Raw genomic sequence first — 12456 nt, 5'->3', positions numbered from 1 at the left:
CCTTAAATAGTGATATCATGTTTTAAACCTCTCTGTAAGTCGTGGCGGCAGCGTCCCATTTCAGGTCAATGTAACCAATCTCCCCGAAACGGTTCTTGCCGACGATGATTTTCGCCTCTGCCGGATCTGCATTTTTGTCCATAACGTACGGTCTGTAGAGCAACAATATCTGATCAGCGTCCTGTTCGATAGACCCTGAATCCCTCAAATCGGATACACGGGGAACCCCGGCTTCCTTCCCGGCGCGTTTCTCCGCTTCCCGGTTCAACTGGGCAAGCACGATCACCGGAATATTCAGTTCCTTGGCCAGAGCCTTGAGGCCGGCGGAAATCTCCGACACCTCCCGTTCCCGGGAAGACTGGCGTCCGGTGGGATTGGCAAGCTGCAGGTAATCCACGCCGATGCACCTCACGCCGTGGTCCGCAACCATGCGCCGGGCGGTCGCCTGGATCTGGTCAATCCTCAAGGCGCCCCGGTCGTCCACGAAGAAAGGCAGGCTCCTTACCTTGCGAACCGCGTTGGTGAAAGCATCCCGCTGCCACTTGGTCAGCTTGATGCCTCGGCGCAGATTGGCCGCATTGATTTTGGACATGCCAAAAAGCGTGCGTTCAAGCAACTGCTCCTTGGACATTTCCAGAGAGAACATGCCTACTGGCACCCCTTCGGCGGCCAGATTGTACAGAATGTTGGTCATGAAGGAAGTCTTCCCCACGGCCGGCCGAGCTCCGATGACCACCATAGCCGTGTTCTGTAAGCCGTCCAGCATCCTGTCCAGGGAGGGGTAGCCGGTAGGAAGCCCCTTGGTCTGTCCTGGATTCTTGATGCGAAACTCCAACCCTTCCACCACCTTCTGTGTGCCATCAGCCATGCGCGCCACTTGGGCCACTCCGTAACTTTCCCGCAAGGAGGACATCACCTTTTCGGCTTCCGCCAGCACTTCGTCTTTGGTCAGGGTTGGGTTTTGAAGATTTTCCAGCCCGGAAATGAACAGGGATTCCACATCCCGCTTCTTCTTGGCTTCCACCAGAATCTTCACGGAGGGCTCGAACTGGAAATGGTAGGCAAAGCTGGTTGAAAGCTCGACAAGCCCGGCGTGACCTCCTACGGATTCAAGCTCGCCGGCGGCTTCCAGGTGCTGGATCAGGTCGGTGATATTGACCTTTTCTGGAGTCTTGGCCAGAGTCTCAAAGGCGCTCCAGACCTTCTGATGGGCCAGAAGGACAAAATAAGCCTTCGTGAAGCCCTGTTCGATCAGGGCGGCCACCTTGTCGGCTCCGTCAATGCAGTTGTCAAGAACGGTCTTTTCGGCGTTGAGTTGTGTTTCTGTAAAATGCATGATGGTTTTTCTTTTTGAAGGTTAAATGTTTTTCTAAATCTTGGATCGAAGGGGTCGCTTTCTCCTCCGGGTGGTTGGTTGACAAGCTTCTGCCTTTGCTCCCTCAAAGCATCGTCCTTCGTCCAAATTGTGGCTTTGGACTTCCAGTTTCGGATGAAGTTGCCTTGTTCCACGTAGTGATCGTAAAACCTCTCTGCGGAACTTCTCAACGCATCCGGATCCAGGGGATGGACAAAGCATTGACGCATGTGTGCCTCCACTTCCTCGACGGATTCCGGCAATGGAACCATGGGAGAAGGTCGAGAGGGTGGGGGAAAATCAAGCAAGCCGTCAGGCGCAGCTTCCTTCGTCTCCGTCTCCGATTTCGTATACGTCTTCGTATTCGACTCCGTCTCCGTATAGGCGAGCGGATGGCGGTCACGTGACTGACATGTGTCTGACACATGGCCGTCATCTGACTGACAAGCGTCAGTTTTTTCTTCATCAGGAGCAGGAAACTTACTCTTCTTCGCCCTGGTCCTTTGGTCGAACTGCAAGACCTCCAGATAACGCTTCCCTTCGACACCGTACACCCTTACAAGACCCGCGGTCACACAAGCGGTGAGCCACTTTTCTATGTCCTGGTTACTGACATTGCCTATTTTGCGAGGCATTATCTTTCCGATCAGTAGAGGAGGGTCGGCGTGATACCGTCCATAGTCATCTGCAGCAAGTAAAAGACGATGATAGAAGCACTCTTCCACCCAACTCAGCTTATCGACCTTGTCGGATGTCAGAAACCCTTCCCTGATGATTCTATTAGGCATGTTCTATGGTTCAATCAAACGTAGTTCATCACACCTCTTGCGGACATAATCCAGCACCGTGCCGGCGTCCTGGTGTTTGATGTAGATCAGAAAGCCCGGCTTGCCGAACTTCTCTACCCAAAACTCTATTTCCGGACCTGTAAGGTCAAAATACACGCCGTAGCGGCCTGTACGCCCCAATTCCCCCTTAATGCGGCAAAGCTCCTGAATGCAGCGGCGTTCTTCCTGTTCTGGTGTTTCCATAGGAAAGCAAACTGCCTCATTTTCAACTCCAGCACGGATGCCGCGGCCTGATTGGTCAATATAAAGGTGCTTCATCGCCCCCCTCCTTTCCATGAAGTTTTGCATTAAGCCACCTTTGCGTAACCAAACCGTAAGTATCAGCACGTAAACGTTTCATTCTCCGCATGATGGACGTTATCCGGTCTCGTTCAATAAGGCCTCCCGAATGATTTTCTAGAAGCTTAACCAGATTGCTTTCTTGTAAGAAAAGACTTTCGTAAACCTTCAGAAGAACGTCTGTTCCCTCTTCAGAAGTCATACAGTCCTCCTTTCTTCCCCGGCAAGTTCCTCGGGATAGACGTTGTTAACCATCTCGTCCAAATAGTCGTCCAGGTGCGGTTGCACGTCTTCAAAAAGATCAGAGAAAATTCCTTTGAGCGCAATGCAGGCCAGGAACTCTTCTTCGCTTCTCGCCACCCCTTCTTCCACCGCAAATTTGGCGGTATCATAAATAGATTGTGAGATGGGAATCTTCAGGGTAACAACCTTCATCACCTGTGCCCTCCTTTCATGGAAGCAAGCGTTGCGGCAAGGGCGGGGTTTGATGTTGAGTCTTCGGCAAGGTAGAAGGACTTCTTGGCGCTTTCCAATGCGCGGTTAAGCAGAAGAGTTGCCATTTCGCAACGTGTCGCCTTCACGCAAACACTTCCTTCATCCCACTGGATAAAACCGGAATTGATAGCAGTAATCGCGGCAAGAACATCGCTGTCTTTTTCATCTATTTCCGTCAGGGCAAAAAAAGTCTTCCGCCTCTTGTCCAAAACCTTGAAAGGAATCTTCTCTTCAAACGCATTCGCCGCATTTTGCAGAAGAATGGCGGCCTCATCGAAGGCTCCCTTCACGCCATTGACAACCTCTTCCTGGTCGTCATCAAAAAAGACCAACAGGTGAAACATATCCAGAATGGCTTCGGCCGCGCCCCGGAGCATGATGGCATTCTCTCCGAAGGCTATCAAATCCTCTTCATCGTACCGCTTCTTCCTGGGGGCGGCGGGCTTCTTGGCCGTTCTGGCAGCCTTTGCCGGTTGACAGGGCTTCCCGTCTGTCGTACTTACTGGCTTGTGAGCAATGATAGGATTAGCCGTCTTGCCATTATTCACAACATCCGCCCCTTTCCCGCTGCAACGGGAGAGGGGTTCTTCGTTTACCAGTAATGCTGCAGTTGTATTCATAGCGATCATAATCTTATTTATTATCAATTAACTATTATTATTTAATCAGGTTCAATCGACGCGCCCCGGACAGAGGCGTGAAGAAGTCGTTAGTCTTCGTCGCACAAGGAGAAGCCTTCGTCATTCAATTCAAAGACGCCCAGCCAGGGAGCCTTGATAAAGGCGACGTAGAAATTGCTCTCGTCCTTGCGCCGCACCACGACAAATTCATCTTCCGGAGAAAAACGATAAGTCCTTCCACGGTTAGGCATGGTGATAATTAACTGGGAATTTAACATTACCCTGTCGCCTGTATCAAAAGGCTTTGCCTGAACAGGTTTAGATGCAGTATCAATATTGCTTGTAATCATTGTATTATGTATTTTTAATGGTTATTGTTTCCTCATGCCGTGAGGGCGGGACGGTTTTGATAAACCGTCAAAAGAAAGGATTTTTGCGGTATTCTCTTTCATGGCCTTGGAAATACGTTCCACGCACCAGAGGGTGGCGCCCCGCTTTTGATGCGGCAGACAGTCCTTTTTCATGATATCCGGTGATGTCTTCGCCAGTTCATAGAGCCATACGCGGCCCTTGCGATGCCGGAACTGGGGCAGTTTGAGAAGCTCTTCCGCACGCAGCCAGGTTTCACCGCTTGTTTCAGGGCAGTATTTCCCTTCCATGATCGCAACCAGGCGGTCAATGCGGGCAAACAACCCTTCTATCAAACGTTGATCATTGGCGTCCATTATCCTAAGACGATTTTTGTTATTGTGTAAGAGGCGCAGACGATGAAGGCCGCCACAGCCACGCAGGCAAAAGCGATTACCAGCCAAAAGAGCAGATACGCCACGGTCTGGTGCCGGCGTGCCCGGGCTCTATTCTTGCGGGCTTGCAGGAGGCGAAGTTCCTTCCGGGGATCAAGGGACTGATAGGGGCTCTTCCCTGCCCTGTCCGGAATACCATTGATGTGTTCACGGGCACAGGAAGCGCACAGGAAATCAAGGCTATGCAATGCTCCATGACTGTCCGTAACAACGGAGTAGTAAGTGTTACCCCTTTCGGAGGGGTAACTGCACCAACAGCACCGGACCGCGAATTTACAATTTTTATTTGTAATTGTTTCCACCATCCCGGCATATGGGCCGTGACTGATTGTCCGGTGGAACATTTCATGTGAATTCATTGTCACAGTGCAGATTAAAGTTCGTGCCAGCCGAGCCGGATAAATTCGTCAATCAGGGCTTCTTCCATTAGGCTGAGTTTTTTTTGGGTTCAACGTTCTTCTTCCGAGGCTGTGGACTACGGTCTTTTGCCTTCTGGCGGAAATCCATGATGGCGCCGATAACGAGAGCCCGGCCGCTCAAGCCTGTAGCGGCCTGCGCCTCCCGGAACCACTCCCGCACTTCTTGCGTTTCTTTTTTCAGGTTGATGATCATATTCGCGTCTTGCGTGCTGTTGATGTCCAAAAAATATGATTTTTTTCACACTCACACAAGCAAAATGTGAAATATTTGCAATCAAGATTCCGTTTTCAATGTTGACAAGTTTGAAAAATATCACACAATCAATGCATGACGCCGACTAAAGAAGAGATAAAAAAATGGTTGAAATCCATTGAGAAAGATCGCGACTGGCTCGCGGAACAATGCTTCGTCAAACGATCGGCTGTTAACTCATGGCTTTCTACAGATCGGGGGATTCCGCCTGCAAAATTAGCTCTCATTAAAAACCTAATGGAAGATGAAATTATAGACCTTGAGCTAATCCGGAAAGAAATGAATAGGCAAGGAGAAGAAGCGGCCAGGACAGCATCCTCTGTCCCTATATTGAATGGTGTTGCAGCGGTAGCGGTTCCTCTTTCGGAAGATGATTTAAAACTCATTTCCAAGGCCGCACAAATCAGCGGGCAAACTATTGAGGAGTTCATCCGTAGTGCTGCGCTGGAAGACGCGGGGGAATAATCCTCATTGAGGATTCTGTGGTGATGTAGGGTTGTTGTCTTCATAACTTGGATTTAGATTGAGGTAGCAGAACTCAGGTCAAGTCCCCGTTTCCAAAAGGAAACGGGGAAATTTTTGCTGGTTGATCCAAATTCGAATACACGCACCAGATGTAAAATCTTAGGCAGCAGGTATATTCTCAAGGGTTAATCCCAAACGCTTCATCAACCATATTTGACCGCGGGGTGTCAAATACGGTGTCGGTTTGGACTGCTGTGAACCGTCGGAACGCTGAATAACCCGGTAAGTGAGACGGAAATACCCAGCTTCAATATACTCTTGGGCTGGAACATTGTGACGATTGCCGTACCTCCCCATAATGCCTTCATTGCGTAGATACTCAAACAAACGGTTTTGTCCTGTCTCCATTCCATTCTGAGCGAGAATCTTGGCAAATTCTCCAATCAGGATGCAGCCCTCGGAAACTTCCACGCATCGTCCGAAATATGCATAGGGAGCATCTTCCGCAGCTTTTGCTTCAAGAGCTTTTCTCTTCTCCCGTTCAGCTTTCAATGCCTGAAGCGTCAGAATCATGGTATCCGGGTCGGCAAGCATTTCTTCCAGCTTCTCCCCGGTGGCGTACAGGCCGTGCTTCCGGATGGAGGGAAGGACTTCATGTGTGACCCAGCGTTTAAAGCTTTTGAGTTTTGTCTGCCGTTCCACTATGTACTCATCAGAGACTCCACGAGCTTTTTCCGGTTACATAGCGAAGAGTAAAGAATACAAACCCGATTCATTAACGATTGCTACTGTTTGAATTCCACCAGGGGTATTCATTTGCGTACCCCCCTTGTCTTCCTCGTCGATATTCTGCATTGCCCGATTCCGGTTAGTTTCGCCGAAGTAGTTGCAAACATCTTTGACAACAAACCAGAGCTCTTCACCGATAATGACCGTCCGAATATTGCAGTTCAATTCAGAGTTCTGGAACAGCTTAATGCCGTTCCCCGTCATGTTGGCGCAATCAGCTTGCGCTTTCGTACATTGTATAGTACTCATTGTCTTGTTTATTAGTTGGGCTTATGCCCGTTATTGAAGGTCATCTGTTGGCGCAGGTGGCCTTCGTTGTTTTCGACATGGGCCGCATGTCGGACGGGTGGCTTGCTCAATCCACGGAAGTTCTTTTCTTGCTCCGTTCTTCCAGCCACGCTTTCACTTTTTCAAGGTCGTAACGGGGACGGGAACCACGCCCAGGAGAGCATTTGATTCCATAGTAAACACACGGACAACCTTCTTTTGCCCAAGCTATTACAGTATGCTTACTGACCCGGAGGGAGGCTGCCAGTTCGCGCTGATTTAGTAGTCTTGCTTTTCCTAAAACCTGCTCCATGTACACAGTAATAACATATTTACCAATACATGCAATAAGAAAGATAGAAAAGATTCTATAATAGATAATAATAGTTGACATTTAGGGTATTCTGCATATAAAATGGCATTCATGAAGAGTGATGAAAACTTGATAGTGCCTGCCTCTAGAGATCCTCAAGAGCCTGAAAAATCGACAATCAAGGAATATCTTAAACACAATGGGCTATCTTTGAAATGGCTTGCTGCACAATTAGGGTTATCTGAAGGGACAGTCAAAAACTGGTTCTATAGCAGCACCAAGATATCCGACACTAACCTTTTTAAAATAAACGAGATAATAAAAGACCATGCTAACGGCATCATAAATTCTTCTTTTTGGGACAAAAAGAATTGTGCAATTTTTCCTGAGAGTAAGGAAGAGTGGGATAGGTGGGAAAAAGCCTCGCAAATGGAATTTTCCGATTCTGTTGAAGAGTGGGCTAGAGAGACGCTGAATGAATGGGCTACCCGAGTTATTTTACCGGATGATGCAAATGCAGAGAAACATATATGGATACATCCCCTTGCTGAAAATTCCCTTCTATTATGGAGAAGTGCTTTTTTTGCTGACACTGGTTTCATGAGGACGTATGGCAATTTAAAAATAGACCCTTCTTCTATTATAGAAAAAATATTAAATCAGAAAGCTCAAGAAATTATTGCTCAAGAGAAAGAAAAAAATAATTCTTTTTCGTTGAAAAACGTGGAACTAGGCCAGTACGACGGAATCTCGGAGAATGAAGCCAATAATCGAATGCAAGCAGGAGAATATATTTATTATTTCACCCAAGCTAATGCGTACTTATGGTTAGTTGTATGTGGAATGAAAAAGGAAAATGTCAATGTATGGGCTAATGAAGTCTTAGATAAAAAAGCTGAGGAAGCGATCTTTAATAAAATCAAATCGAGTATGAAACCAGAGGACGAAATTCCATTCTAAACCTCCTATCAAAGACATGAACTCAAGCCCGGCACCTTCTGGGCTTTTTTTGTTGCTCTCTCAAAGGCGTCCTCTCTTGTTTTCTCTTTTTTGGTATGATATTTTTTACGAATGCACTCGAAGAGTGACGTCAAGAAGTGGCTTCAAAGAGACGGGAAAACCTGAACAGGTGGGAGAAAGCTTGAATTACTCCTCTAATAACAACATCAAGTATTTTCAGCCTCATTCCATTCTTCAAAATGAGACAAAGGAGAATCTAAAACAAGTTGACGATTCTTCCATGCCTCTCTTGCAACAGGGTTATGGGCTATGGTCTTTTCTATAGCCAGAGTTTCCCTGTATTCTTTCGCTTTGGCTGTCTCTGTCCAATGACATTCCAACCCGAAACCGTCAACTACCTCTTTTATGCTATGAAGGTCTGTTCTAAAAAATTCCTTCCGATAGTTCACCTTATTCACTTGATCCATTAAAAAATGTTTATGTAATGTTGTTTCCAGCTTCGGCGCATCTTCCGAATAAATCATTGCATGGACATCAAAAGAAAAAGGAACGGACGCATCCCCTAATTCTCTTACTCGATCAAGAGGCTCTAACCGCCGCGTCATCCCAATTTTGAACACACCAGGCCCAAAACTCCCCTCATTTGAGATGACATAGACATATCCGCGTTTTGTTTGTTGAGCCATGGAAAGAGCCCTTTGTCCGGAATCTCTTGCCAGCTGAAGCTGCTGCTCTAATTCTTCTATCTTTATTTCAAGCACTCTTCTCTTTTCTTCATTTTCACCTGCTTCCAGTTCCTTGGCCTTTGCGATGTCAATTTGTCTCTGCAAAGCTCTTTCCTTAGCTTCTGCTTCTCGTAAAGCTTTCTCTATTTCCCTCTGAACTTTTTGTTCCTCCCTAATTTTTTCTTTAATGATTCTCTGCTGCTCTCTATCCAGTTCCTTGGCATATTCCATTGCAGACATCAAAGATATTTCCTTGATCCGTGCATCTATATATTCCTGTGTAAACTTGACTCTATTTTTGAAAGCCCCTTCTATTAAGACAGCGGCATCGCGAACCTTCTGTTGAAGAATTCCCACATTTGAAACCTTAACCTCACTCAAGTACAACGAGCAAAGACTATCCATTGATAACAGTAATATTTTAGTGAGATCTTCCTCACTCGCAGAGATGCTGTCTGCTAAAAATGAAACAACTTTGCCTTTTTTGCGCATACCTTTTAGCAATGACTTTATATCTTTCAAATTTTTAGCAGCTTGCGTATATCCGTACTTGCTTATAAGTTCATCATAAATAACAGATATGGGTTCAATATATTCATTTCCATATCCATGAATACTCCTTTTTAGAACAGAGTTAAGATTTTCAAGATTTTTTCGCTCTGTTTCTAATTTTTTAATATCACTTTCAATCGAACGAGATTTTTTCTTGAGTTCAACTATATCCTTTTCAAACTGTTTTTTTAATTTTTTTAGTTCCTTTTTTTCTTTTAATATCTCTTTTTCAAACTGTCTTTTTTCCTCATTCAAAAGTCTATTTTTCTCTTCCAATTCCTTTTTTATCGCATCTGTCCTCCACCAGGGAATGAGGAAAGACGCAATCAAGCAGCATAAAATCAGAATGAACAACAACAATGGCATAATTCAAAATAATTAGCACTTTCTTCCAAATACGGCAAGTGGGATAATACAGAACTCCTCGTTTTCCTATTGAAGCCTTCCATCAATAGGGAAAAGTTTGATGCTGTGTTACATCTGCATACAGCCATGCCATACCGAGGGCAGTAAAAATCCCCCGCTTCCTCAAGGGAAACAGGGGAATGAGATCATGCAACGTCATCAATATCTCCCCTTGCGATATACTCCTTCATGTCCAGACGCAGACATGACCCCTTACCGACGAACGGAGTAAAGACCTCCGGGTTTGTATTCCATAGCTTGTAGAATTTGTCCGTGAGCCATATCTGGCCCTTGGGCAAAAGGCGCGGCGTGATCTTTGTTTGCTCAACTCCGTCAGAATGAGTAATAGTTCTGGTGGTGACCCGAAAGTACCCCTTCTCAATGTGGTATTGACAGGGTTCGTTGTAACGGCTTCCGGTTTTGCCGAGAATCCCCAACTCCCGGAGCAGGGCAAAAAGCCTTTTTTCGCCGATGATCATTCCTCCCTGGGTAAGCATCTTGGCGTAGGTTCCAATAAGCTTGCTGCCATTCGCTACTTCCACGGACTTGCCGTAGATTACGTAGGCTGCGTTCCTTTCCCGTTCGGCTTCCAACTGGTGAATGTGATCATCTTTCCTCTTGATGGCATCCTGGGCCAACAGCACAGCACGGGCCATAATCTGTTCCGGCGTGTCTTCCGGACGGGTTGTCATGTACCCGCCTGTCTTCCGGATAGAGGGGAGAACTTCTTCACACACCCAATCCTGGAACTCGACCGCTTTCGGCATCTTGGATTTCATCACAAGAGCGAACAAGCCAGCTTCATTGATAATTGAAACTGATTGCTTTCCTTTAAGGGTATCCCTGCTGGTTATACCCTTCCACTTTTCTCTTACATTCAATAGAGCTTTCGAAATATTCGAGTAACCGAGAGCTTCACATACTTCTTTGGCAAAGATCCAAGGTTCACCATTTCTTTCGATGACTTCAATCGTGCAATTCAGATCGGAGTTCTGGAACAGCTTAATACCGTTCCCCGTCATGTTGGCGCAATCTGCTTGCGCTACTATATAATTTATAGTAGTCATGTTTTGTCTTATTAGTTGGGCTCACGCCCGTTATTGGTGGTCACCTGTTCCCGCAGGTGGCCGCTTTTGTTTCTGACATGAACCGTATGTTCATGGATTGAGAGCGAACATCAACTCAACAAAACTAGAATTACAACGTCAACTTGTAATCGTCAACAAATAAATACAATATTTTTTTGTAATTTGTTCTATCCTGCTAATTGACAATGCTAAAAAAAATTGTATAGTAATACTGTGAGTTCAAAAGATGAAAAAGAGAATGTCAAAGCCTGGCTCAAGAAAATAAAAAAGGACAGGTTTTGGCTTGCGGAACAATGTGGAGTTCACAAACGGACAGTGGATTCATGGTTCTTTAAAAAATCTGAAATTCCTGCAAAAGCCTTACTTACAATCTATGATCTCATGTTTAAACAAGGACATCTTTCCACAGAAGAAGAACTCGTTGTGGATGAATCTGGGATGGTCACTTTGGAATTGGAATTTGATAGTGAGCAATATCAAATTATAAAAACCGAAGCTGAACGCCGTGGACTCGATGCGGGAACGTACTGTTTAGAACTTATTCAGAACGCGTTTTCGACAGATGAGGAATGGACACGTCTCATAAAATTTATTAGAAAAATGGGGAAAAATGCTAAAAACTAGCCAATGGCATAGATAATGTTTTTGGCAAACTCCAAGCTCATAATCACCTATATCTGATACAAGCTTCCCCCCCTCTCGGTGCGTCAACACTATGGGAGGTGTCTTTTTCTCTTCTAACCTACCACATTCACTACTGTCTTCGCTGGAGTCATCAAATTGCTCTAGCATCATATACTACACAATAGCTTCATTTAAAAAAGAAACTATTATTCGTCCTCCTTACGTTAGAATGCTTCGCCCCTTGGCCTCCGGGCCAAGGGGCTTTTTATTGCATTCATCCTTGGTTGCCTCAACAAGGATTATTCCTTTGTCTGCTCTACAATCTTTTTGAGCAAGTCAACGCTCCTTAACTGACATTGCACAATGTTCGCAATGGCTATGAAAACACCACCATAAAGAAGAGCCCCGAAAAATATTCCAACAGCCCATAACATCATCATTGGTAAAGCAACGGCATTTTTACTCATAATACCAACGATGAAAACGGCTACTGCAGCTAGAATAGAAAGAATAATAATAATCCCTCCCATTATGCCGAAAGCCTGCACCGTCATTGATGTAAATGGGATTTTTACCTCCTGAAAGCTTTGACTGTCTGAAAAAGAAGCTTTCGCTCTCCTATTCTGACTGATAGCTTGAGGAATATTTTCTGATGAAAAACTTTCATTAACTGTTACAGAGCGATTTTTCAAAAAATCCGAATATGGCGTCCAATTTTGCTCTCCTTCAAGGCATACGAGAGTTTCGCCGGTAATACGTTTTTGAGCACAAAGCAACTCAAGTCCACGTTCTGAAAAAGGCCCTTGCACTTCTCCATCTGAAAATATGTAGAATTTTTTTTCGTCCATACGATAGCTTATGAAAACACTTCCATAGACTCAGCGCAAGAAATGTTAGAACTAGCCTTTCCAGAGAGACATGACACAATGTGAAAACAATCCTTGCTATTTTCACATTGTGCAACTATATTGTAGGCATGCCTCCTAAGATACGACAACTAGTTGCCGATCTTCGCAAGGCGGGCTTTGACAATACGGGCCGCGGCAAAGGTTCCCACCGTCAGTATGAGCATCGGGCCTCCGGTACGGTAGCGACCATCTGCGGGCATGATGGAGACGATGCCAAGCCCTATCTGGTCAAGCACGTCAGGGAGAAGATAGAAGAGGCAAAAAGCAAGGGAGCGTAAGCTCCCTTGCA

Annotated in this window: 19 protein-coding genes; 4 read left to right on the top strand and 15 right to left on the bottom strand. The window is 45.8% G+C overall.

From position 1 onward, the window contains the following. Positions 1-22: 22 nt before the first annotated feature. The 9 genes from O4G22_RS06995 to O4G22_RS06955 all read right to left on the bottom strand — a co-directional run bounded on the left by O4G22_RS06995 (position 23) and on the right by O4G22_RS06955 (position 5011). The gene (locus O4G22_RS06995) at positions 23-1336 is read right to left on the bottom strand and encodes a replicative DNA helicase (RefSeq protein ID WP_306701376.1); all 1314 of its coding nucleotides are present in this window, start codon (positions 1334-1336) and stop codon (positions 23-25) included. Continuing rightward, on the bottom strand, positions 1252-2142 hold the full coding sequence (locus O4G22_RS06990) for a hypothetical protein (RefSeq protein ID WP_306701375.1): 891 nt from the start codon (positions 2140-2142) through the stop codon (positions 1252-1254). Before O4G22_RS06990 ends, O4G22_RS06995 begins: the two co-directional genes overlap by 85 nt. 3 nt (positions 2143-2145) lie before the next feature. Beyond that, positions 2146-2385, bottom strand: a complete 240-nt coding sequence (locus O4G22_RS06985; RefSeq protein ID WP_306701374.1) for a hypothetical protein — start codon at positions 2383-2385, stop codon at positions 2146-2148. 294 nt (positions 2386-2679) lie between these two features. Next, complete coding sequence (locus tag O4G22_RS06980) at positions 2680-2916, bottom strand: hypothetical protein (RefSeq protein ID WP_306701372.1); 237 nt, start codon at positions 2914-2916, stop codon at positions 2680-2682. After that, positions 2916-3596, bottom strand: coding sequence for a hypothetical protein (locus tag O4G22_RS06975; RefSeq protein WP_306701371.1), 681 nt, complete (start codon positions 3594-3596; stop codon positions 2916-2918). Before O4G22_RS06975 ends, O4G22_RS06980 begins: the two co-directional genes overlap by 1 nt. Positions 3597-3685: 89 nt before the next feature. Further along, positions 3686-3847, bottom strand: a complete 162-nt coding sequence (locus O4G22_RS06970; protein WP_155844533.1) for a hypothetical protein — start codon at positions 3845-3847, stop codon at positions 3686-3688. Between the two features lie 120 nt (positions 3848-3967). Continuing rightward, positions 3968-4321, bottom strand: a complete 354-nt coding sequence (locus O4G22_RS06965; protein WP_012420409.1) for a hypothetical protein — start codon at positions 4319-4321, stop codon at positions 3968-3970. Further along, the gene (locus tag O4G22_RS06960) at positions 4321-4587 is read right to left on the bottom strand and encodes a hypothetical protein (RefSeq protein ID WP_306701369.1); all 267 of its coding nucleotides are present in this window, start codon (positions 4585-4587) and stop codon (positions 4321-4323) included. The genes O4G22_RS06965 and O4G22_RS06960 overlap by 1 nt, the downstream gene beginning before the upstream one ends. A gap of 238 nt (positions 4588-4825) precedes the next feature. Beyond that, the gene (locus O4G22_RS06955) at positions 4826-5011 is read right to left on the bottom strand and encodes a hypothetical protein (RefSeq protein WP_306701368.1); all 186 of its coding nucleotides are present in this window, start codon (positions 5009-5011) and stop codon (positions 4826-4828) included. A gap of 135 nt (positions 5012-5146) precedes the next feature. Between O4G22_RS06955 and O4G22_RS06950 the strand changes: the two genes are divergently transcribed. Further along, positions 5147-5536 (top strand): DUF1778 domain-containing protein, encoded by a 390-nt coding sequence (locus O4G22_RS06950; protein WP_297545231.1) that lies wholly within the window; start codon positions 5147-5149, stop codon positions 5534-5536. A gap of 159 nt (positions 5537-5695) precedes the next feature. Here O4G22_RS06950 and O4G22_RS06945 read toward each other — a convergent pair whose 3' ends face one another. From O4G22_RS06945 to O4G22_RS06935, 3 genes are all read right to left on the bottom strand, one after another. Beyond that, complete coding sequence (locus O4G22_RS06945; RefSeq protein WP_306701367.1) at positions 5696-6238, bottom strand: phage antirepressor KilAC domain-containing protein; 543 nt, start codon at positions 6236-6238, stop codon at positions 5696-5698. A gap of 36 nt (positions 6239-6274) precedes the next feature. Beyond that, on the bottom strand, positions 6275-6574 hold the full coding sequence (locus O4G22_RS06940) for a BRO-N domain-containing protein (protein WP_306701366.1): 300 nt from the start codon (positions 6572-6574) through the stop codon (positions 6275-6277). Between the two features lie 106 nt (positions 6575-6680). Beyond that, the gene (locus O4G22_RS06935; protein WP_306701365.1) at positions 6681-6986 is read right to left on the bottom strand and encodes a hypothetical protein; all 306 of its coding nucleotides are present in this window, start codon (positions 6984-6986) and stop codon (positions 6681-6683) included. 30 nt (positions 6987-7016) lie between these two features. On the opposite strand from O4G22_RS06935, the gene O4G22_RS06930 reads away from it, so the two are divergent. After that, positions 7017-7865, top strand: a complete 849-nt coding sequence (locus O4G22_RS06930) for a helix-turn-helix domain-containing protein (RefSeq protein WP_306701364.1) — start codon at positions 7017-7019, stop codon at positions 7863-7865. A gap of 206 nt (positions 7866-8071) precedes the next feature. Here the strand turns inward: O4G22_RS06930 and O4G22_RS06925 are convergent, their stop codons facing one another. Beyond that, entirely contained in the window at positions 8072-9508 is a 1437-nt protein-coding gene (locus tag O4G22_RS06925) for a GIY-YIG nuclease family protein (protein ID WP_306701363.1), read from the bottom strand. Between the two features lie 185 nt (positions 9509-9693). Beyond that, positions 9694-10614 (bottom strand): BRO family protein, encoded by a 921-nt coding sequence (locus tag O4G22_RS06920; protein WP_306701361.1) that lies wholly within the window; start codon positions 10612-10614, stop codon positions 9694-9696. Positions 10615-10848: 234 nt separating this feature from the next. On the opposite strand from O4G22_RS06920, the gene O4G22_RS06915 reads away from it, so the two are divergent. After that, complete coding sequence (locus O4G22_RS06915) at positions 10849-11259, top strand: hypothetical protein (protein ID WP_306701360.1); 411 nt, start codon at positions 10849-10851, stop codon at positions 11257-11259. Positions 11260-11558: 299 nt separating this feature from the next. Here the strand turns inward: O4G22_RS06915 and O4G22_RS06910 are convergent, their stop codons facing one another. Beyond that, positions 11559-12107, bottom strand: a complete 549-nt coding sequence (locus O4G22_RS06910) for a DUF4339 domain-containing protein (RefSeq protein WP_306701359.1) — start codon at positions 12105-12107, stop codon at positions 11559-11561. An 80-nt stretch (positions 12108-12187) separates the two neighbouring features. On the opposite strand from O4G22_RS06910, the gene O4G22_RS06905 reads away from it, so the two are divergent. Further along, positions 12188-12445, top strand: a complete 258-nt coding sequence (locus tag O4G22_RS06905; RefSeq protein WP_208012742.1) for a type II toxin-antitoxin system HicA family toxin — start codon at positions 12188-12190, stop codon at positions 12443-12445. Positions 12446-12456 lie beyond the last annotated feature (11 nt).

Origin of the sequence: Akkermansia muciniphila (assembly GCF_030848305.1) — a bacterium.
Classification (GTDB): Bacteria; Verrucomicrobiota; Verrucomicrobiia; order Verrucomicrobiales; family Akkermansiaceae; genus Akkermansia; species Akkermansia muciniphila_A.
Note: the sequence above shows the minus strand (reverse complement) of the source record. Positions and strands in the feature narration are given on the sequence as shown.